Source organism: Algicola sagamiensis DSM 14643, assembly GCF_000374485.1.
In the GTDB taxonomy this organism is placed as follows: domain Bacteria; phylum Pseudomonadota; class Gammaproteobacteria; order Enterobacterales; family Alteromonadaceae; genus Algicola; species Algicola sagamiensis.
Genome location: NZ_KB894494.1, coordinates 194,576 through 214,220, shown reverse-complemented (window position 1 = coordinate 214,220; position 19,645 = coordinate 194,576). Strand labels below are relative to the sequence as shown.

Here is a 19,645-nt window from a genome sequence, read left to right as displayed (position 1 = left end):
TTTGGGGTTAGTTGACTTTCGTGCCTATGTGTATCTGAGCAGGTAAATATGTCGTTGAGTTTACCTATAAAGGAGATTTTCATGCAATCAGATGAAGTTGTGGCTTCTTCCACTCCTTCCCATCCTCGCAAAACAGCAGGAGGACAATCTCCTGATGTCTTAATTCAGGCTGCGGTTGAGGGCGATCAAGTGGCATTGAACCGCCTTCTACAACAATATCAATCAAGAATTTTTTCATTCATCCAACAACGTGTAAAGCATAGAGAAGATGTTGAAGATCTCGTTCAGGACACATTGGTTCAAGTTCAAAAAAGTATTGGATCCTTTCAACATAAGTCTAATTTTTCAACCTGGGTCCTCGGAATCGCATTAAATTTAACTAGAAATCATTTCAATCGTTCCGCACAATATAAATATGACTTCGGAACAGAAGATGAGCTCGCAATCATGGAAGGTGATGAAGCACCTGAAGAAAGTATTTCGAGCGATCAAAAAATGGCCGCTGTTGCGGATGCGATAGAACAACTACCCCATAAGCTAAGAGAAGCACTTGTCCTCACGTGTATTGAGAATTTATCTTATGAAGATGCAGCACAACAACTCAATGTAAGTGTATGTAATCTTAAAAGTCGTTTATTCCGAGCAAGGAAGCACTTACGGCAAACATTGGGGGATTCATTTGAACTTTGATTTTTTTTGCAACCTTTCTTGAGTTGGTGTTACTCAGTTATTAGATAAAAGTATTCAATAGTAGAGAAGGTATAGAATATGGTTTCTGGAATTGATAGGCGCTTTAATGTAAATCCAAGTCCAAATATTGAGCCAATTGAAAGACCAAAGGCAGATAAGCCAAACAATACGACACAGTTTGAACAACATTACGCGAGTGATAATACAAAAGATGTATTTGTACCAACACTCTCATCACCAAATAGTGGTGCAATGTCGGTCGTTGCAGTTGCGGAACTAGACAGAGATCTCAATAGTTCTATCGATCCAAAAGAAGCAAGTGAGCGTTTATCTGAAAGCGGCTTGATCCCTGCGCAAGTACAGCAATCCATCGGCGTGCTTCATCAGTTATATAATGAATCTAAGCCAGATGCTCTTGGTCTTCATCAGATGAATTGGCGCTCCTTTGATATGAATGAAGCAAGTGTTGATGCCTCATCCAGAAACCTTGACACTGTAGATAACGCTTTTAAGATCTCATCAGGACTCAATGCAACTTCTGATGCGGAACTAACCACTGCGCTAGAGCAATTATTCCAACGAGAGGGACTTGATGAGCTTGCGTCTGCAAATTTAGCAGAGTTTGTGACTAAAAGAATTGACTTTGCATCAATTGCGTTTTCCCTAATTCAAGGTAAAGATGAGTCAATTACTGACTTCGCTTCTTCAATGATGACGACATCGAAGGGGTTACCTGCTAAAGAGGTCGCAGGGAGAGTAAAAGAAGTCACAGACTCATCTACAAGCGTACAAAATAAGGCAGTGCATGTATTTGAACAGGAAATGCCTAGTCACAATACGGCTATGCTTCGAGTTTAAGTCATAGGCAATCTGTTATCCGGTATCACAGAGAAACTTCTAAAAACTGAAACTCTACAATATTTGAGCGCTTTTTGGGCTTTTTTCGAGTAGCTATTTATTTGAAAGCGTGTAATTTGTTATCCTAAGTAAGTTAGAAAGTACAAATATTTAGTAAACTTATGGGATTCAATGAGTTACAGGAACAGAGTTGTTTTCTGTAAGCCGAAATATCAGAGGGCCTAGTGAAGATCTATGTCTAGATTGTTTAAGAAAGCGTTTCTCTTTATTGGTTTTATATTTCTTTCATTTACGATCATTCGTTCAGGATTTAATGGTTGGGCGCTGTATAGTACATTATTGTCAGAATATGAAGATAAAGGGCGTGCATTAGCTACAGGGTTAGCAAATGCAGCTGACAACTTCATCGTAAATCAAGAACTTTCTGATCTTATGATGACTGCCACACAATACAAAAACACCATTAATGGTGTCAGCTATGTGGTGATCACGACACCTCAAGATAAAATTCTTATTCACACTTTTGACGACGAATTACCTGATGTAATTGAGGCAATTATTCGCAATAATATTGGTGGCGAACTCGTCCAACTGGAGCATGAAGACCACCCACATTTATATGATGTAACAGCAGATATTGATGAAGGTCGTTTAGGGCGTGTTCATATTGGCTTAGATGTCGATCCAATAAAACGTCATGCACAAGGAATGGTTGTACAGCAAATCTTACTTGGCGCTGGATTATTCTTCATTGCCGTTGGTCTGTGCTATATCTTTATTCAGCATATTTCTCGTCCACTCACAAAACTAAATGAATTTGCTGAAGCGTTGACCCAGCATGACTTTAGTCGGCCGCTATCTAAAGAAAAAGAAATTAATGAGTTGATCCGTTCCAGCCAGCAGGATGAGGTCGTCACTCTTGCTCAATCCTTTATCACGCTGGAAAAGAAAATCATCCGCTATATCGACAACTTAAACAAAACGTTGTCCAGTAAGCAGGCAATTGATAGCGAGCTACGAATCGCACGTAGTATCCAAATGAGCATGTTGCAAGATAAGGATATGAGCCAGTCTCACGAGTTGATCGATATCAGCTCTCATTTAAGTCCGGCTCGGCATGTTGGTGGTGATTTTTACGATATATTATGTGTTAGTGAGGATCACATTCTCTTTGTTGTCGGGGATGTTGCAGATAAAGGTGTACCCGCAGCTTTGTATATGGGTATCACGATGACGCTATGTCAATCTTTGGCAGACCCGAATATGAGCCCAGCAGAGATCCTAGAAGCTGTGAATCGCAAACTTTGTGAAAAGAATAAACACTGTGTTTTCGTGACTATGTTTATGGGTCACATCAATTTAAAAGACGGTACGCTGACTTACTGCAATGCTGGCCATAACCCACCATTATACAGAAATAAGCAAAGAGAAGTGCTGGAGCTGCCAAATCATGGAAATATTGCTTTAGGGGTCGACCCGGATCCGCATTTATCAGACCATGTGATCAACTTCTTACCGGGCGATTCGTTATTAGTTTACACCGACGGTGTGACGGAAGCACTCAATGAAAAACAAGAGTTATTTGGAGAAGATGCACTGGTAGATTTCTACCGCGACTACCATGGTTCTGCTTGTGCTACATTGGACTCATTATTGAGTCAGTTGAAAGACTTTAGTGGTGAAGCAAAGCAAAGTGACGATATTACAATGTTACTGTTTGATTATCATAATCAAGAGTCTGACTATGACATTGGTTGTCCGTGGCCTGGAGAAGCATATGATGAAGTATCTAAGGCGGCGAACGCGAACGATTAAATTTGTATTTGTGCTGTGTTTAATATCTGGTTGTCATTCAACAAGCCTGATGGACAAAACGGACTATCAGATAGCAATGTCTCAAATAAAGTCATGTGCTTTGATGCTATTCCAATTGGATGCAAGAATGCCGGAATATCATCAATGCGTTGTTCAACCACATGGACGTACAGTGAACATACTGAATTTAGAAAATTCAAAAAAAGAAAATATCACTTATCAAGTGAAAGTTGTGAAAGTGCGTCAGGTTGACAAAATGTTATGGACAAACATTCAGTTGTGTACATCACATCATGGTAATGAAGTGGATAATCACACACGGCGCTGTTTTCGACAGTGGTATCCTTGGATATATCAGGATGAACATTGGCGAATTGTGCCCCATACTGAGGAGTAGGTGCCGTTGTTCGAAACCTACTCTTGAAAAAGTATGCAACTATTCATGAGATGCTGTTACTCATTCAATAAGATATTACGCCATTATTATGTTCTGAGCGTGAAGGGGTTATAAGGCAAATGCCAGTACAGAAGAAATTGAGTTGTAGTGCCAAGATGGATAATCTCCATACTTTACTGGAGTATGCTGGAAAGTTTGCTGACCAGCTTGGTGTTGATGATGAAAAGCGCCTGCAACTGGAACTCGCTTTGGAAGAAATACTTGTTAATATTATCTGTTACGCCTATCAACCTCCCCCAGGTGAGATTGAACTTGCGTGCGATAAGAAACAAGATAACAGTTTGGAAGTCACGATTGTTGATGCGGGAATCCCTTTTAACCCACTAGGTCAAAACACACCGGATATCAATGCTTCTCTAGAAGAGCGTGATGCTGGTGGTTTAGGTATATTTCTTGCCACAAAAATGGTGGATGATATCCACTACAGTCGCGCAAATGATCGTAATATTGTGACGATGACCAAACGTATTTAAGGGTACTTATGGCAAACCAACTGACTTTATTGATGAGAGATTTTAGCCAAGAATATGATACTGAATTATCTAATGATGATGGCCGTTGGATAATTCAAGTCGATGATACGGAAGTGAGTGTATTTCAGCATGGAAACTTACTCTATTTTTCTGTTGATGTCATCCTCTTGCCAGAAGATGAAAATGACCGTGGAGAGACACTAAAGCTCTGTGCTCGTCAGGTTCTTGCCGCAACAGAATATTTCCCAGTTTGTTTATATCTCGATAAAGAAACACCATATCTACATGCAGCTTCAAGCCTTGAAATTGGTCAAATGCAGCTCGATGACTTCTGTGAAAATTTAAATCGGTTCGTCAATGTTGTCGAACAGTTTAAATCAGTTGAAAGTTTTCAGCCGCAAGCTGTTGTACCAGCGATGATGATTCGACCATAACCCTAGGAGAAAACATGAAGTACCTTTGGGCGTTACTTCTTTTTATTATTTTTTCTGCGAGCGAAGCTTTTGCTAATCAGTGGGAATCAAAACCATATGGTTTGATAGCGCGTGATGAAACCCTTCAAACAATCGTATCAGACTTTGCAGCCAGTATTGGTGTTCCAGCCATTGTCAGTGAAAAGCTTGACTCTAAAATTAATGGTGAATTCCCAAGACAAAGTGCGGTCAAGTTTTTAAAACAACTTTCATCGATTTCAAATTTAAGCTGGTACTTCGACGGTTATGCGCTGTATTTTTATCGTGCGGATGAAGTTGCCAACCTGGTATTACATCTGAAGTATTTTAAGCCATCAGAGTTACACCAGTTACTGAGTCTTCTACCCTGGTGGGATAAACGAAATCACTGGACAGCGATCGAAGAAAAAGGTTTGGTTTTCATTTCTGGTCCGCCTCGATTCATCGAACTGGTCAATGAAACTTCAAAATTACTAGATAATGAAGTCAGCCGTGATGAACAAAGTCGGTTTAGCATTCAAGTATTCCCATTAAAGTATGCTTTTGCTGATGATAAGAAAGTTAAATATCGTGGTGGAGAACGCTTGATCCCAGGTATCGCAAGTCTACTAAAGCAGGCTACGAGGCCAGCACCGGCTATCAGTTCACCAGATACGAAACCTCATAACTTGTTAGCATTAGGTCAAGTGCACAATGGAGAAAAGGCAAAAGGAGCTGATGTACAAAATCCTACTCCGATGAAGGAGAAAGCTCAGATACAGCCTGTTACTTCTTTTATTCAGGCCGATCCAAGAATGAACTCAGTGATCATTGGAGACACGAAAGAGCGTTTAAAGCTCTATGCTTCGATGATTGAGCAACTAGACCAGCCTACGAAGCAAGTTGAAGTGAATGTCTCAATTATCAATATCCGGGCAGACAACTTAGAAGAACTGGGGATTAATTGGGAAACTTACGGGAATGATGGCAGCTTCAGATTCGGTGAAAATCCATCAGAAGTGAAAGGAAAACCTGGGCAACTCAGTATTATGAGTGGCGACTGGCTTGGTTTCTCAAGTGTGTTGGGTAATACCCGGAGTTACTTTCTTGCTCGAATTAATCTGCTTGCGGAAGAAGGAAAAGCGACCATCAGCTCTCGTCCTTCTGTTTTAACACTCGATAATGAAGAAGCTGTATTGGATAGTAGCAGTACCTTTTTCGTCAAATTAACTGGGGAGCGGGAAGTCGCTTTGGAAGAAGTTTCTGTTGGGACCGTGGTTAAAGTGACACCACACATCCAACAGGATGAGGGGCAGGCGATACGTTTAGATATTCATATTGAAGATGGCAATCGTGAAGTAGATAAAGTTGATGAGCTACCCATTATCAGTAATACCATGATCACGACACAATCAGTTGTCCGACCAAAGCAAAGTTTACTGATTGGAGGCTATTACTTCGACTCTAAAACCGAGTCTGAAAACCATGTGCCTATATTAGGTGAGTTGCCTTTAGTCGGTGCATTATTCAGAAATACGAGTACAAATCACGTAAATATGGTACGGTTGTTTCTTATTACACCGAGACTTGTCAGTTCAGAGATGCATATCCCAAATGAAACGCAATATCTGAACGACGCAGAACGTTTGAAAATTTTGGAGCAATAATGCAGGGTGTGCCGTTTCAAGCACTTGTTTTAATTAAAATCCTTTCTGGTAAACATAAAGGAGCAGAGCTTCGCCTAACAACAGGGGAGTATACGCTTGGGCGCTCTATAGACAGTGATATAGTTATTAGTGACGACAGTGTTGCTGATAGCCAATTTGAACTAAATTTTGATGTAGCAATATTTAGCTTAAAAAATTTGGCAGAGAATTCGGAAGTTTTCATCAATGGTCAGCTTTGTTCAGATGAGGAATACACCTTAAAGGCTTATGATGTCATTGCAGTGGGTGATTTTGCTTTTGCTGCTGGGCAAGCAGACCAGGAGTGGCCAGAGATCAGCATACCAGAACCGCAAAGACCTGAGATCGATAACAAAGAGTCCTCAGATGAAGGGAAGGATGAAGAAGCTGAAATTGAACAAGTTAGCTCCAAGTCAAAAAGAAAGATTGCAATTAATATTACAATTGGCTGTATTTTACTCATACTATCTATTGGGTTTTTTGAAATATTCTCAACTCAGGAATCACAACATAAAGTATCAAATGAGCCGACTTTACAGACGTTATTAACATCGGATCCGAAATGGAAGGGTCTAATTGTTAAAGAGGTTAATCAAAAAAGTGTGGTTGTCGGTTATGTAGAAAGAGAGGAAGATTATCGTTCTCTTCAGCGTTTGAGTTTACAACAAAGAAAGCCCGTTAGTTTAGATGTTAAAATAAATTCGCAACTTTTACAGAATATTCGTTACTTACTAGGAGCAACAGACAATCACGGAATTAAAGTCACAAGAGGTGACGAACTCGGTGACTTTATTTTGCATGGGTATATTGGGGATCAAGCAGAGGCAAAACGCTTGCTCCTAAAGCTCAAGCGAGATATTAAGGGAGTTAAAAATATTCATGCGAAGTTTGAAACGTTGGAACAACGTACAACTTGGTTGAAAGAGCAACTGGAAACACTCGGTCTAGAGGGTAATCGGATCCTTCCTGAAGAAGGCAAGATCATGATCCAAAGTGAGGGGGTTGCTATCGCAAGAGTGGATCGTATTGCATTATTGAAGCTATATAGAAAGGAATACAATACGCCACCTGAATTAGGTTTTTCGGTCGTCCCTTTGAGTAAAGACGCACTTGGGATCCGTGGTGTAAGCTTAGGGCGTGTGCCCTATATCATCACAAAAGAAGGTTTAAAGATTACCGAAGGAGGATGGCTCAATACGGATTTTATTGTAGAGAGCATTTCTCTTGATAAAGTGACTTTAAAGAAGGGTGATGAGCTCATCACCATCAACATGAGATCACAAAATGACAGAAAAAGTGTTTCTGACCAATTTGCAGCAGAAGATAGCCCAAGATAATACTGGCGAGTTCATTCGTCAGAAAAAGGATGAACTCAGCGCTTTATATGGCCAGCTGAAACAAAAGATGGATCGAGGTGTAACACCACAAGAGTTTGAAACGTTACAAGTTGATTTGAAAGCAGTCGAAGCCGCAATTCAAGTGATTGAAAATTGCTGGCAGAATCATCACAAGACGTAGTGGGAGATACGATATGACGAATGTAAACCTAGATGCCATGACACAAAAACTGGCTGATAACTCCAATGCAGCTGAGCAGAAGGTGACAGATGCCTCACAGATGGACTTTAGCAAACCAGGCAACTTGATTTTGTTCCAAAAAGCGATGGGTGAGTATACACAAGCGCTAGAGCTACAAAGTTCAATACTAAAAAGGCTCGGAGATCTGATTTCTGGAATAATCCAAAAAATATAGGTGAATCATTGCGATGGAAATGAGCAGAGAACATTTACAGACGCTCGCAGAGATTGGCTTTATTGCTGCTGGACAAAAGGATGCGGCTTCGGTTGAGGTCATATCCGCTTGTATTGAGCAAAATCGTGAAACGAATATTGCGCCTTCAATCATGCGGGTCTTACTTTTATTAGAGCTTGGGCAAGCTGAAGCCGCGTTAGGGTTATTACAGCAGATCCATACAGATGATCCTCATGATAGCGGCTTCATTCATGCGTTACAGTCTATGGCGCATATGATGTTGGAAGAGTGGGATCAGTGCCATGATCATATTGATAAAGCGCTGAATGCGGAAGATGAAGCAATCGTTGAATTATCGAAATCACTATCTGATGAGGTATCACAACGGGAGGGGTAGACCATGGTTGAATCCAAAGTTGCTCAGGCAGTCCATGAAAGTTTGACGAATAGTATTCATGAACCTGTAAAGCCGGTTAATGAAGCTGATGCGAATCAATTCACCAATTTAATGGAAGAAAATGATCCAACAGTGGTTGAAGTCAAGGTGCAGGAAACGCCAGAACCTGGTATGGGAGATAAAATTCTGGAAGGACTGTCGGACCTGAAGGCTGGCATGAACAACCATACTACTTCCATTAATGAGTCAGTGGCTGCAACTGAGACAATGTCACATCAAGAATTGCTTAAACTTCAACTTGAAGTGCAAAAATTGGGAATGACACAAGAGTTGATGGCGAAAACAGCTGGCAAATCAACACAGAACCTAGATACACTACTGAAGAGTCAATAGTAAGTAATGAAACGCATTTTTGTGCTTATCAGCCTGCTTTTTCTACTAGCAGGCTGTAAAACAGAACTCTACTCCGGACTGGAGCAGAAAGAAGGGAATGAAATGTATGCCATCCTTTTGCAGGGCGGCTTTTCTGTGGATAAAACACTCGAACCGAAAGAAAAGAAAGTGACGTTATTCGTTGAAGAACAGCAGGTGGCAGCCGCAATCGAAGTTCTCAAACGTCATGGTTTTCCTCGCGATAATTTTAAAAGCCTAGGTGATATATTCCCAAAAGAGGGCCTTATTTCTTCGCCGACAGAAGAGCGTGCACGATTCAATTATGCATTGTCTCAGGATCTATCAGCAACACTGAATGCGATCGATGGGGTAACAAAAGCACGTGTGCACATTGTCCTTCCGGAAGAAGCGAAGAACCAAGATAAGGTTGCACCTTCTGCATCTGTATTCATCAAGCATTTACCGGAAATTTCCCTTGAGGACCAAATCCCCAAAATTAAATTAATGGTCAGCAATGCGATTGAAGGATTGAACTACGAACAAGTCTCCGTTGCGTTATTCCCGCTGCATGAATTTGATAATCGCATGGAAGAGCCAAACTATGTCAACGTCATGAACTTAAAAATAGCGCCAGACTCTGAAGGTCGTTTTTGGTGGATGGTGATTGTGTGGAGCTTGATCACCTTACTCTCCATTGCAGCGAATGTCTTTCTGTTCTTACAGTTTAAGCAGAAGAAAAAAGAATCCACGGAACTCAGTACACAAGTAAATGCTTAAGTTAACCCAACTTCTTGAGTTTCATCGAATTGATCCGACCATTGTTCATGACACATGGTGGGATCGACTTCCTCATGCAGATATGCTGCATCGGCTTCTTAATGAGCCTGCGGGAAGGTTCACACTGTCAGAATATCTTCAGGAGTTGTATCCCCACCTTGGGCAATGGCAGGATGTGACAACACCTGAGATTGAACCTATTCTGCTGATGCCAAAGGAAGTTGTCCAGCAATTGCTGCAATATGCAGCAGCGACTGTTTTCCACGAGACATTAAGACAAACGATCGACCGAGAAAAGCTTAATCAAGCACTGGAATTACTGGGTCAGGATGCCTACCAATTTGCGATGCACCGTGCTGCTTTCTCCCCGATGGGTATTGAACCTGCATTCGAATTAGCAGGTGACTCACCAGATGATGCTGAGTGCATGATAGCGGTCATCTATGCGGCTATCATCAAATCCCTATCGCATTTACCTGATAGTATTGTGTCTCGATTTATTTTGAAGCTCCCAGCAACATGGTATGAAAAAGCAGTTGTCTATACAGGAAAAATTCAGGTCAATGGGCCTGCTCTGTTGCAGCAACTTCAACGATTGACTAAAGGATCACTTGGGCAATGGTACGCGTTATACAACTAAATAGTGAAGCAGCAACGCTTTCACAAGAAACCAAAATCCTTTCTTCTGAGCAGTTCGATACTTTTCATGAGTTACACGATTTGCTTGTGAAAACGCAGGAAAGAAAACAAGCACTGGAAGATGAAGCCGCTTCGATTTTTGAAAAAGAAAAAGAACGTGGCTATCAGGAAGGCCTTTTAAAAAGCCAGATAGAAATTGCTGAGCAGCAGATCGCTGTGATTAGCCAAACTATCAATTTCTTTGCATCCGTCGAACAGCGAATGGTTGATCTGGTCATTGATGGAATGCGCCAGATTTTGGGTGAGTTGGATGTCGCGGATGTCTCTCGTCAGATCATCAAGCAAGCGCTTCGAACGATTGGTGATGAAAAACAAGTGAAGTTCCGGGTCGCTCCTGAAAATGTCTCCTCTGTACAAGAACAATTGCATATGATCTTATCAGAGTATCCATCTGTGAGTTTTGCACATGTGGAAGGTGACCCGCGCATTCGAGATCAGGGTTGTATTCTGGAAACAGATATTGGTCTTGTTGATGCAACAGTGCAAACACAACTCGAAGCGCTGCAAAAAGCACTGGAAAAAAACTTCGCCAGTAAAAAGTAATTGGCCATGATGCCCGAACAATCCCTTCTATCCATGTTACAAGCGTTCGGGCATGATCGAGATACAGCAAACGAAATACTCCAGCAATCGGAGCAAATACAGATACCAGCGAAAACATGTCTGATCCGCCAGGGAGAGTCGCTGACACATGTATTTTTTCTCATTGAAGGTGTGTGTCAGGCGAGTTATTTCACCGATCATGGAAAGCAATTCATCAAAGAGTTTTATTGGGAAAACGACTTCCTGATTGGTTTTGAAAGCTTGTTAAAGTCACAACCAGCATTATTCCAACTAGAATCCTTATCTGAGAGTACTTTATTTAAAGTATCTGTGGATGAATTGCATCAATGGCGCGCGCATCTTCCCCGTGTTTGGTGTCATATCGTAGAACAACAATTGTTACATAAAGAGTTTAAAGAGCGCTTTATGTTGCTTCATTCACCCGAAGAACGATATCAACAATTTTGCCAACGATATCCTGAACTTGAAAAACAAGTGGCAGATTATCAAATCGCATCTTATCTTGGGATCACACCAATCAGCTTAAGCCGAATCAAAAAACGTAGCCAGCTTAACAAAGGTTAATGCGGTAGTTCCGCAATGTCTGTAAAGTCGTTTTTATTTAACGGAGACGCTTTCATGAATTGGCAATGCCTTCCATTTAGTCAGCTGACGACGCACCAGTTATATGATCTACTGAAACTCAGAGTGGATGTTTTTATTGTTGAACAAGATTGTCCATTTTCAGACTTAGACAATCGCGATCAACTCACGAGTGTTTATCACCTTTGTGGGTATGAACAGGACAAGCTGGTTGCTTATGCGCGACTGATGCCACCTGGAAGTGTATTTGAGAAAGCGAGTATTGGACGAGTAGTTACATCGCCAGATGCGAGAGGCTCGGGAGCAGGGCAGGCGTTGATGCGCGAAGCGATCAGACAATGTGAGTTGTTTTGGCCTGGTGTCGATATTGAAATTGCAGCACAGGAATATTTATTGAATTTCTATCAATCTTTTGGATTCGAAGCATTTACCGATGTATACCTTGAAGATGGGATCCCACATGTGGATATGCGGCTGCATCAATCATGAGTGGCTTGCTTTCACCAGTTCAGATAGCCATGCTGATCCTCGTGATTGGCAATATTTTCGCTTCTTTTTCTGATGTTGCCGTAAAAATGATGGGGGGAGAAATATCCCCATTCCAATATATTTTTTTCCGACAGTGCATTTGTGTACTGCTTTTATTTCCTATCTGGAAGAAAAACAGTGCTCCAGCCCGAGCCGTCGGGAATTTAAAAATCACGTTATTCCGCGCACATCTGGTGATTATTGGAAGCTGCTGTATGGTCGTTGCGTTGACTTATTTATCCCTTGCGACTGCGAATGCCATTTTTTACGCCGCCCCGCTACTCATGATCCCATTGTCATTCTTATTTCTTGGTGAACGCCCTCCTTGGACAAAGGTTTTCGGTACACTCTTTGGGTTTATGGGAGTTATCATTGTATTACGCCCATCTCAGTTTCATTGGGCGGCTTTATTTGCACTTGGCTGTGCAACGACTTTGGCATTGTTTCATGTCTGTTCTAAGAAGATCCCACAAAGTCAGCCCGTTGTTACGACGCTTTTTTGGACGAGTTTACTCTCACTCCCTGTATCACTTGGCTTAGCCGTGTATTATTGGCAGCCCATGGATATCAGCATACTGATGTTGATTGTACTCAGCTCATTATTTACGTTGGGTTACCATGGTAGCGCTGTAGCGGCGTATCGACGTGCGCCTGCGACTCATATATCAATTGCGGAGTACACCGGGCTGATCTTCGTTGCGCTCATTGGTGTGATTGGCTTCGATGAAGTTCCTGATGCACTGACTTGGCTTGGTATTGCAATGATTATCTTACCCATGTTGCCTATGAAGCATCTGTTTTATAAAAGCTAAGTAGTGAAATAGCTGTGTAGCTAGTTTTATCATGATTCATCATAGGTTTTCCTGTTTGTGATATTGATCCCATTGTTGCCATTCTTACGTAGGTGCTCTTCTTTGATTACCGTTTGGATCTGACCCAGGTCACAAGTATCGGTTTAACGCTTTTGGCGAGTTCGTGGATCTACCTCCCTGTGCCAGAGAATAGGGCTATCGAAGAAATGTGTGAACTAGTTTTGCAAAAAAATATGAGTGTTTTTCTCAGGCTAATGGTGAAACAGTACAGCTCAACCTGGTTCAACATCAAGGAGAACCATACCGTTTTATCATCGAAACATTTCTTGGCGAGTTGGGACAATTCCCTCACTTAGCTTAGTCAGGGAATTAGCTAAATGCTTGTCGAAGATCATAATCCCCATCATGATACAGTGCGAAACCAAAACGAAGTCTATCTCCACGGCAGTCCGTCTGGATCATATGTGTATTTAACTGCTGCTGTAGCTGATCGGCAATCTCAACAGATGGCAGAACAAATGTGAGGAAATGGCCATGATCCATTGCTGATTGGAAAAGCAGTGATTGGCGGTTGAGGTAGGGATGATCCAATGTATCAATATGTGCTAAAAACAGTTGTTGTCGCTGCTGAATAAATTCGTGAATTTGCGACACACTGATCCCTTCTTTTTTAAACAGCGATAAAACCGCATGAAGCCTGTAGATTGCAGAATAATCCATTGTTGCTCCAGCAAACCGATATCCAGATGAACTATAGGCGACCTGATCAGAACGTGGTGCAGCGAGTGCATTGAATTCAGCAAACCAGCCTGTATACAAAGGTCTGAGCGCACAGTTTGTAGGAACAGTAATAAAGCAGCAACCTTCACCACCTTGAGCATATTTATAGCCGCCAGCAATATAAAATACACGGTTTTCAATGCTGCCTAAATCTGTTGGGATTGCCATAAATCCGTGGTAGCCATCAATGGCAACAATCGTGTCCGAGTTTTTGACGTGGTTAACGATCTTGTCAAGATCACCACAAATATGGCCGGAATTAAAGAAAACATGCGAAAAGAAAACCAAGTCAGCGTCTTCATGTAAGGCTTCACAAAATCGAGATTCGAAAGTCTCAACAGGTGACTGAGGTACTGCTATCACTTCGATATTTTCCCATTCATTGAGTCGCTTTATTTGGCGCTGAAAAGTATGAAATTCACTGTCGGTTGTAATGATCCGTTGCGGTTTTCTGAGATCAAGACAAGAAAGCAGACGAAAAACAAACTCATGCGTATTGGGGGCAAAGGTGATTTGGCTTGGATTTGATATATTCAGGTTTTCTGCGATCAGCCTTTGTGTTTGGGGAATTTTATGCTGAAAAAAATGGCTCCATTTTTCGTCTACATATTTGGCACAATCATCCCAATACTCTAGCATGCCATCTCGTGTTACATCCGGCCAATAGTGATGGCTGTGACAGGAAAAATGTTGTACATCTTTGTTTGCAGATAAAAAACGTTGGTAGTACTGGCGGTACATGGTTGTTCCCGATTATTATATTTTTTAGTCAAGCCATCATAGCAAATGACGGAAAAACAACCAGATCCTTTACAATAACTAGAAGAAAAAACCATGAATGTTACCTACGCGAGTTACCTCAAAGTCGATGAACTGATTTCTTTGCAACATTGTCTTTCTGATGGACCAGAGCATGATGAATTGCTTTTTATTACAATTCACCAAGTTTATGAACTTTGGTTCCAGCAGTTGCTTCATGAAGGCAGCAAGTTGGTTCATCTATTGGGAGAAAATCGGCTGAATCAAGCACAGCATACGCTGAAACGAATGCTTAAAATTCTCAAAACGATGGTCAATCAGGTCGATATTTTGGATACGATGACCCCACTTGAGTTTCTTTCATTCCGCAAGTTTTTATCTAATTCAAGTGGCTTTCAGTCCTATCAGTTTCGAGAGCTGGAATATTTCCTAGGAAAAAAAGACCGTCGATTTATGACTCAGTTCAAAGAAGAGCCAGAAATTTTAGCAAAATTAGAAAAGCGTTTGCAGGCACCAAGCCTTTGGCGAGAGTTTTTAGGCATGCTTTTACAAAGGGGTTTTGCAATCCCTGCGGAAGTAATTGAAGCGCCAATTGATGAACCAACGAAGGAAAGTGTTGAATTACAAGCTTTATTACTGGATGTTTATCGGCATCATTCTGATCTGGCTGGCTTATGTGAGTCACTGGTTGATTTAGATGAAGGGTTGCAGGAGTGGCGCTACCGACATGTCAAAATGGTCCAACGCACGATAGGCAGTAAATCTGGTACAGGTGGCTCAGCAGGAGCGGAATATTTGAAGACGACGCTCTTTCAACCTTTGTTCTCAGATTTATGGACAATCCGTAGTCAATTTTAAAAGGCAGTTCTAACAAATTGTTGCAAGTGAGACTTATTATCATTAACGTGTGATCCTCAAAGTACCCAATATAAAAACTAAGGTATACACATGAAAATAAGTCTCTTTGCGTTGGCCTGCTTGCCATCTCTTGTCTTTGCAGCAACAAATGATCCACCAGAGCCAGTGATTGATTCAGTGATCGTCCGTTATCATTCGCCTGCACCGTTGGCGGTAGCGAAACGCTCATCGCTTTCATCGACATTAAAAGTTGTGAAAGCATCATCAACGCAATCGGTGCAGGCGCTGATTCAATACTATCAAAAACAGCCTAATGTGGCTTATGTCGAGCCAAACTATCTATTAAAGCAGGAAGATGTTCCCAATGATCCCGACTTTCATCGCTTATGGGCTTTCCAAAACGATGGCTCCGCGGGCGGTATTGTGGGTGCGGATATTGATGCACCTGGCGCTTGGGCGATCCATCAAGGCAGTCGAAATGTCATCATCGGAATCATTGATTCGGGTATTGATTATCGGCATGAAGATCTTGCGCCGAATATTTGGGTAAACCCAAATGAAATTCCCAATAACCAAATCGATGATGATGAAAACGGTTATGTTGATGATATTTACGGGATCAGCGCATTAAAAAATACTGCTGATCCAATGGATACAAATCGTCACGGAACCCATGTTGCGGGGATTATTGGTGCTACTGGCAACAACGAAAAAGGCATTGTTGGGGTAAACTGGCAAACGCAGATGGTAGGTTGCAGCTTTATCGGGAGTAGCGGGTTTGGATCTGTGGCGGATGCAGTGAAGTGTTTAGATTATATGATCGCACTCAAAGCCAATGGCCAGCCGATTCGCGTGATTAATGCCAGTTGGGGTGGTGGTGGAGATAGCCAAACGCTCAAAGAAGCGATACAACGTGCTGCAGAGGCAGATATTATTTTTGTTGCTTCTGCGGGGAATGATGGGCGAAATACAGATCAAACGATTCATTTTCCATCAGGATATGACTTAGAAAACATAGTGAGTGTTGCATCAACCGATCGTCTTGATCAATTGTCGAGCTTCTCTAATTACGGACAGGTCACGGTTGATGTCGCAGCACCTGGCTCAGGGATTTACTCCACTGTTCCTGGAGATAGTTATGCAAGCTTAAGTGGGACATCCATGGCTGCGCCAATGGTGACGGGAACATTCGCGTTAATGTTAGCACGAAAGCCAGATCTGACCGCAGAAGCGCTGATTTCTCGATTTTACGACTCTACGGAAAAGCTCACGCATCTTTTCGATAAGGTTCCTGAAGGGCGCCGATTAAATCTTGCACGCGCATTAGAATATGCGGATCCAATACCAAGCTTTGTGATCGACTTTTCTGACGATATTCATGCGATTGCGCAAGGGTCAAACAGTGCAATGACATTATCTTTGCGCTCATTATTTGACTGGTCAGGAGAAGCAAAGTTAACAATCTTGCATATTCCTGATGGTGTGACGGCGACACTGGATGATGCAAGGTTGCGTGAGGGTGAGCAAACGAAGATTAAATTTACAGTGAATGACTCTGTCCCTGTTGATAACTATACATTGATGGTGGTGGGAGAAAGCGGCGACTTAACTGTTGAGCGGACATTGATATTGGAAGTATTGCCAAAAGGGACGCGCCCATTCCACTTTGTTCATACACCAGAAAAACCTATTCCTGACAATGACCCACATGGGTTGGTTGCAGAATTACCGATTACACTGAATGCAGAAATCTGGGATGCTGAAGTTGAAGTCGATATCGCTCATTTATGGCGGGGTGAATTGATTGTTCAATTAATTACACCAGACGGTGAAGCGATCACACTGCATGAAAAAACAGGTGGGATCAAAAGTAATATTCAAAAGCGATACCTGTTGCCAGAATTACGAGGAATGAATACCGCAGGGATTTGGGGCTTAAAAGTGATTGATACATCACCATTTGGAGAAGGGATGCTGAAGCGTTGGCAATTTCTTCCAAGAGCCGTCCCTGCGGGATCCCTCACTCCCATTCAAAAATTCTCATTGGGTAATGCTGTTGCTCAACCACTACCGGATAAATCAACAATCCGCAGTGAAATTCCTGTCCCAGAGCGTGGGGTGATCCGTTCTCTGCATGTGAGTGTCGATATCAGTCATAGCTGGCGGAATGATTTGGTCGTTACCTTAACTTCACCACAAGGAACACGCGTTGTACTTCAAGAAAACAGTGGTGGTCTAGCAAAAGACCTACAGATTGATATGCGTCATTTAAGCCAGATGAATGGCGAACCTGTTGAAGGGATATGGGTCTTGGAAGTCTCAGATACCGATGTGATGAATGACGGACAACTCAACCATTGGTACTTGGACTTTGTGACGGCATTTGAATAAGATTTATCACATATGTTTTATTTGCCCCTCTGGTCATTTCTGGGGGGCGAATATTGCCGAAATTACCCGAGTTGGTTCCTGCTTTCTATGAGAAATATCTTGAAGAAGTAACCACTTTTCTACATCTGGGAACCCTTTCATTTGTTTGAATGCTTGCCATTGTGATGAAAAAATCTTTGTATGAGAGATCTGGTCAAAATGATGGATAAGCAGTTCTGTTGACCAAACTTTTCTTTGATGACGACAACAAGTATTCAATTCCTTGAGGACAAGATCGAGCGTCCAGTCTGGTGTTTGTGTTCGTAATCGAAAGTCTGCTTCGAGGAAAAATGCAGTGCCTGTCCAGTAGACACGCATATAACTTCGAGAAGTATGCATGTGTTGATTGGCTTGTAAAAAATCACTTTTTTGTTTTTTCGTTTGAGCCAATCCTCTACGAAATCCTGACTGAATTTTCTGCCATGCTTGTTTTGGACTTAAGATACCGCTTCTCGCGTGGAGTACATTTTGATAATAAGTTGCGAGTCCTTCCGTGAACCAGGTCCCAGATTGGCCCGGATAGGGGATCAATAAATGACTGATTTCGTGAACCGCTGTCCAATCGTTCAAGAATGCTTGCATTGAAAAAGTAGGAGAGACATAGAAAATCACTCCTGGGGGCTGAGCTCTTTCAACATATGCCCAGGGAACAGGCTCTCGGTTATGTGTTGCGCGTTTAATCAAGAAAAAAATCTGCTGCTCTGGAAAGAACCCCACACCTTGCTGAACCGTCTTGAGCTCATGCCGAAGCCACTGACGTAGCTTGTTTTTTTGTGGTTTTTCAAACGCGCCCTCGAATCGAAACTCTACTTGAGGAATTTTAGCCTGAACTGAATATATCAGAAAAGGCAGCAACAGAAATGGCAAGCATATGAAGTGAGTTTTCATTGATTTTAAGAGCAGTGATATCACCTGGTATCTTTTCATTATGACAATTTCATCGAAAAATTTACGTGAAAATTTAGACGCAAGATATACGATTAAAGTGTGGGTTGTGATTAAAGGAATCCAATATGCCAGAGATGTTGAAGGAGACGGATATCATCCAAAGCTTGGATCAGCTAGCGTATGATTTGGAGATTCAGATCCTGTTAGCGGCTGAGGTTGGGCCACGTGCCTGGGGATATGGTCAGCCGGAACAGCCATTACATGTGACATTCCTTTATACCCATGCACCGACCTGGTATTACCAAGTGTTCCCCGAAGCACAAAAAATGGAAATTCAAGAAACTGAGTCATTACATTTCCATGGGATTGATATTCAAAAAGCGCTCTACATGGCTGCAAAAAGTGATCTGAATGTATTGGAGTGTTTGGCTTCTAATCACCAACTTGGACCGGATTATTTTGGTCAATGGCTCCAACTGCACATAGGAGAAGGTTTTGATCCCGCTCACGCATTTTCAGCTTACCTCAAAAGAGCAAGGCAATTTGATGAGGTTGAAACGGTGACAATTCAATCACAAATTGAGGTAATCTGGTCTCAGTTATGTGCTTTTTGGATAGCCCGGCACCATATGATGCCAACAATGAACTTTGATCAGCTATTAGAAGAGTTAGTATACCCTGATAATCCAGATTGCTTTCAAAAGATTGAAGCGATGAAGCATCAGGTGATGCGAATAAAAGATAGTTCAGAGCCCACTACTTTTGAAGATAAGGATGTCCTTCGATTTATGGAAGAAAACTTTGTCGTGTTAGAAAATGCGCGCCCACCACATTGTGAGCGCTTGGATAAAACCTACTGGAATGAAGTTTTTCGTGATGTGATAGCTCACTCAAAGGTCGGCTATACATCCCCTCGATTAGATGAGTTTTGACCTAAATATTTTTCTTAATAAAAGCAATAACTTGGCTGAAGTGTTCCACTCGATTGTCGTGATCCCGGAATCCATGCCCTTCAC

The 19,645-nt window shown here is 41.9% G+C and carries 23 protein-coding genes; 21 read left to right on the top strand and 2 right to left on the bottom strand.

What is annotated here, in order from left to right; all coding sequences use genetic code 11:
• Positions 1 to 81: 81 nt before the first annotated feature.
• The 18 genes from C505_RS0108635 to C505_RS0108550 all read left to right on the top strand — a co-directional run bounded on the left by C505_RS0108635 (position 82) and on the right by C505_RS0108550 (position 12,914).
• Positions 82 to 690, top strand: coding sequence for an RNA polymerase sigma factor (locus C505_RS0108635; RefSeq protein WP_018692204.1), 609 nt, complete (start codon positions 82 to 84; stop codon positions 688 to 690).
• Between the two features lie 78 nt (positions 691 to 768).
• Positions 769 to 1,548 carry a hypothetical protein gene (locus tag C505_RS0108630; protein WP_018692203.1) on the top strand — a complete coding sequence of 260 codons (780 nt, stop codon included), beginning with the start codon at positions 769 to 771 and terminating at the stop codon, positions 1,546 to 1,548.
• A gap of 234 nt (positions 1,549 to 1,782) precedes the next feature.
• Entirely contained in the window at positions 1,783 to 3,363 is a 1,581-nt protein-coding gene (locus C505_RS0108625; protein ID WP_018692202.1) for a SpoIIE family protein phosphatase, read from the top strand.
• Positions 3,326 to 3,760: a hypothetical protein gene (locus C505_RS0108620; RefSeq protein ID WP_157368920.1), complete on the top strand. Its 435-nt coding sequence runs from the start codon at positions 3,326 to 3,328 to the stop codon at positions 3,758 to 3,760. The genes C505_RS0108625 and C505_RS0108620 overlap by 38 nt, the downstream gene beginning before the upstream one ends.
• Positions 3,761 to 3,879: 119 nt before the next feature.
• Positions 3,880 to 4,293, top strand: a complete 414-nt coding sequence (locus tag C505_RS0108615) for an ATP-binding protein (protein WP_026317837.1) — start codon at positions 3,880 to 3,882, stop codon at positions 4,291 to 4,293.
• An 8-nt stretch (positions 4,294 to 4,301) separates the two neighbouring features.
• Positions 4,302 to 4,727 carry a CesT family type III secretion system chaperone gene (locus C505_RS0108610; RefSeq protein WP_018692199.1) on the top strand — a complete coding sequence of 142 codons (426 nt, stop codon included), beginning with the start codon at positions 4,302 to 4,304 and terminating at the stop codon, positions 4,725 to 4,727.
• Positions 4,728 to 4,741: 14 nt separating this feature from the next.
• A complete protein-coding gene (sctC, locus tag C505_RS0108605; protein ID WP_018692198.1) occupies positions 4,742 to 6,391 on the top strand; it encodes a type III secretion system outer membrane ring subunit SctC in 1,650 nt (549 codons plus the stop codon).
• A gap of 8 nt (positions 6,392 to 6,399) precedes the next feature.
• Positions 6,400 to 7,746, top strand: a complete 1,347-nt coding sequence (gene sctD / locus C505_RS0108600; protein ID WP_169337024.1) for a type III secretion system inner membrane ring subunit SctD — start codon at positions 6,400 to 6,402, stop codon at positions 7,744 to 7,746.
• On the top strand, positions 7,694 to 7,927 hold the full coding sequence (locus C505_RS0108595) for an EscE/YscE/SsaE family type III secretion system needle protein co-chaperone (protein WP_018692196.1): 234 nt from the start codon (positions 7,694 to 7,696) through the stop codon (positions 7,925 to 7,927). Before sctD ends, C505_RS0108595 begins: the two co-directional genes overlap by 53 nt.
• A 13-nt stretch (positions 7,928 to 7,940) precedes the next feature.
• Positions 7,941 to 8,162: an EscF/YscF/HrpA family type III secretion system needle major subunit gene (locus C505_RS0108590; protein ID WP_018692195.1), complete on the top strand. Its 222-nt coding sequence runs from the start codon at positions 7,941 to 7,943 to the stop codon at positions 8,160 to 8,162.
• Between the two features lie 19 nt (positions 8,163 to 8,181).
• On the top strand, positions 8,182 to 8,559 hold the full coding sequence (locus C505_RS0108585) for a hypothetical protein (protein WP_211215065.1): 378 nt from the start codon (positions 8,182 to 8,184) through the stop codon (positions 8,557 to 8,559).
• A 3-nt stretch (positions 8,560 to 8,562) separates the two neighbouring features.
• Complete coding sequence (locus C505_RS23590) at positions 8,563 to 8,952, top strand: EscI/YscI/HrpB family type III secretion system inner rod protein (RefSeq protein ID WP_018692193.1); 390 nt, start codon at positions 8,563 to 8,565, stop codon at positions 8,950 to 8,952.
• Between the two features lie 6 nt (positions 8,953 to 8,958).
• Entirely contained in the window at positions 8,959 to 9,729 is a 771-nt protein-coding gene (sctJ, locus tag C505_RS0108575; RefSeq protein WP_018692192.1) for a type III secretion system inner membrane ring lipoprotein SctJ, read from the top strand.
• On the top strand, positions 9,722 to 10,369 hold the full coding sequence (locus tag C505_RS0108570; RefSeq protein ID WP_018692191.1) for a SctK family type III secretion system sorting platform protein: 648 nt from the start codon (positions 9,722 to 9,724) through the stop codon (positions 10,367 to 10,369). The genes sctJ and C505_RS0108570 overlap by 8 nt, the downstream gene beginning before the upstream one ends.
• A complete protein-coding gene (locus C505_RS0108565; RefSeq protein WP_018692190.1) occupies positions 10,348 to 10,971 on the top strand; it encodes an HrpE/YscL family type III secretion apparatus protein in 624 nt (207 codons plus the stop codon). The genes C505_RS0108570 and C505_RS0108565 overlap by 22 nt, the downstream gene beginning before the upstream one ends.
• A 6-nt stretch (positions 10,972 to 10,977) precedes the next feature.
• Complete coding sequence (locus C505_RS0108560; RefSeq protein ID WP_018692189.1) at positions 10,978 to 11,556, top strand: Crp/Fnr family transcriptional regulator; 579 nt, start codon at positions 10,978 to 10,980, stop codon at positions 11,554 to 11,556.
• Between the two features lie 54 nt (positions 11,557 to 11,610).
• Positions 11,611 to 12,063 (top strand): GNAT family N-acetyltransferase, encoded by a 453-nt coding sequence (locus C505_RS0108555; RefSeq protein WP_018692188.1) that lies wholly within the window; start codon positions 11,611 to 11,613, stop codon positions 12,061 to 12,063.
• Positions 12,060 to 12,914 (top strand): DMT family transporter, encoded by an 855-nt coding sequence (locus tag C505_RS0108550; protein ID WP_018692187.1) that lies wholly within the window; start codon positions 12,060 to 12,062, stop codon positions 12,912 to 12,914. Before C505_RS0108555 ends, C505_RS0108550 begins: the two co-directional genes overlap by 4 nt.
• A gap of 369 nt (positions 12,915 to 13,283) precedes the next feature.
• Here the strand turns inward: C505_RS0108550 and C505_RS0108545 are convergent, their stop codons facing one another.
• Positions 13,284 to 14,435 carry an aminotransferase class V-fold PLP-dependent enzyme gene (locus tag C505_RS0108545; protein ID WP_018692186.1) on the bottom strand — a complete coding sequence of 384 codons (1,152 nt, stop codon included), beginning with the start codon at positions 14,433 to 14,435 and terminating at the stop codon, positions 13,284 to 13,286.
• A 93-nt stretch (positions 14,436 to 14,528) separates the two neighbouring features.
• Between C505_RS0108545 and C505_RS0108540 the strand changes: the two genes are divergently transcribed.
• Both C505_RS0108540 and C505_RS21860 read left to right on the top strand, forming a co-directional pair.
• Positions 14,529 to 15,311: a tryptophan 2,3-dioxygenase gene (locus C505_RS0108540; protein ID WP_018692185.1), complete on the top strand. Its 783-nt coding sequence runs from the start codon at positions 14,529 to 14,531 to the stop codon at positions 15,309 to 15,311.
• Between the two features lie 90 nt (positions 15,312 to 15,401).
• Positions 15,402 to 17,702: a S8 family serine peptidase gene (locus tag C505_RS21860; RefSeq protein ID WP_018692184.1), complete on the top strand. Its 2,301-nt coding sequence runs from the start codon at positions 15,402 to 15,404 to the stop codon at positions 17,700 to 17,702.
• A 33-nt stretch (positions 17,703 to 17,735) separates the two neighbouring features.
• Here the strand turns inward: C505_RS21860 and C505_RS0108530 are convergent, their stop codons facing one another.
• Complete coding sequence (locus C505_RS0108530; RefSeq protein WP_018692183.1) at positions 17,736 to 18,668, bottom strand: M61 family metallopeptidase; 933 nt, start codon at positions 18,666 to 18,668, stop codon at positions 17,736 to 17,738.
• Between the two features lie 86 nt (positions 18,669 to 18,754).
• On the opposite strand from C505_RS0108530, the gene C505_RS0108525 reads away from it, so the two are divergent.
• On the top strand, positions 18,755 to 19,561 hold the full coding sequence (locus C505_RS0108525; protein ID WP_018692182.1) for a DNA polymerase beta superfamily protein: 807 nt from the start codon (positions 18,755 to 18,757) through the stop codon (positions 19,559 to 19,561).
• Positions 19,562 to 19,645: the final 84 nt, after the last annotated feature.

Excerpts from the sequence above, each read along its gene's own strand:
- C505_RS0108635 (WP_018692204.1), top strand. The coding sequence starts at position 82 with ATGCAATCAGATGAAGTTGTGGCTTCTTCCACTCCTTCCCATCCTCGC.
- C505_RS0108630 (WP_018692203.1), top strand. The coding sequence starts at position 769 with ATGGTTTCTGGAATTGATAGGCGCTTTAATGTAAATCCAAGTCCAAAT.
- C505_RS0108625 (WP_018692202.1), top strand. The coding sequence starts at position 1,783 with ATGTCTAGATTGTTTAAGAAAGCGTTTCTCTTTATTGGTTTTATATTT.
- C505_RS0108620 (WP_157368920.1), top strand. The coding sequence starts at position 3,326 with ATGATGAAGTATCTAAGGCGGCGAACGCGAACGATTAAATTTGTATTT.
- C505_RS0108615 (WP_026317837.1), top strand. The coding sequence starts at position 3,880 with ATGCCAGTACAGAAGAAATTGAGTTGTAGTGCCAAGATGGATAATCTC.
- C505_RS0108610 (WP_018692199.1), top strand. The coding sequence starts at position 4,302 with ATGGCAAACCAACTGACTTTATTGATGAGAGATTTTAGCCAAGAATAT.
- sctC (WP_018692198.1), top strand. The coding sequence starts at position 4,742 with ATGAAGTACCTTTGGGCGTTACTTCTTTTTATTATTTTTTCTGCGAGC.
- C505_RS0108595 (WP_018692196.1), top strand. The coding sequence starts at position 7,694 with ATGACAGAAAAAGTGTTTCTGACCAATTTGCAGCAGAAGATAGCCCAA.
- C505_RS0108590 (WP_018692195.1), top strand. The coding sequence starts at position 7,941 with ATGACGAATGTAAACCTAGATGCCATGACACAAAAACTGGCTGATAAC.
- C505_RS0108585 (WP_211215065.1), top strand. The coding sequence starts at position 8,182 with ATGAGCAGAGAACATTTACAGACGCTCGCAGAGATTGGCTTTATTGCT.
- C505_RS23590 (WP_018692193.1), top strand. The coding sequence starts at position 8,563 with ATGGTTGAATCCAAAGTTGCTCAGGCAGTCCATGAAAGTTTGACGAAT.
- sctJ (WP_018692192.1), top strand. The coding sequence starts at position 8,959 with ATGAAACGCATTTTTGTGCTTATCAGCCTGCTTTTTCTACTAGCAGGC.
- C505_RS0108570 (WP_018692191.1), top strand. The coding sequence starts at position 9,722 with ATGCTTAAGTTAACCCAACTTCTTGAGTTTCATCGAATTGATCCGACC.
- C505_RS0108565 (WP_018692190.1), top strand. The coding sequence starts at position 10,348 with ATGGTACGCGTTATACAACTAAATAGTGAAGCAGCAACGCTTTCACAA.
- C505_RS0108560 (WP_018692189.1), top strand. The coding sequence starts at position 10,978 with ATGATGCCCGAACAATCCCTTCTATCCATGTTACAAGCGTTCGGGCAT.
- C505_RS0108555 (WP_018692188.1), top strand. The coding sequence starts at position 11,611 with ATGAATTGGCAATGCCTTCCATTTAGTCAGCTGACGACGCACCAGTTA.
- C505_RS0108550 (WP_018692187.1), top strand. The coding sequence starts at position 12,060 with ATGAGTGGCTTGCTTTCACCAGTTCAGATAGCCATGCTGATCCTCGTG.
- C505_RS0108545 (WP_018692186.1), bottom strand. The coding sequence starts at position 14,435 with ATGTACCGCCAGTACTACCAACGTTTTTTATCTGCAAACAAAGATGTA.
- C505_RS0108540 (WP_018692185.1), top strand. The coding sequence starts at position 14,529 with ATGAATGTTACCTACGCGAGTTACCTCAAAGTCGATGAACTGATTTCT.
- C505_RS21860 (WP_018692184.1), top strand. The coding sequence starts at position 15,402 with ATGAAAATAAGTCTCTTTGCGTTGGCCTGCTTGCCATCTCTTGTCTTT.
- C505_RS0108530 (WP_018692183.1), bottom strand. The coding sequence starts at position 18,668 with ATGAAAAGATACCAGGTGATATCACTGCTCTTAAAATCAATGAAAACT.
- C505_RS0108525 (WP_018692182.1), top strand. The coding sequence starts at position 18,755 with ATGCCAGAGATGTTGAAGGAGACGGATATCATCCAAAGCTTGGATCAG.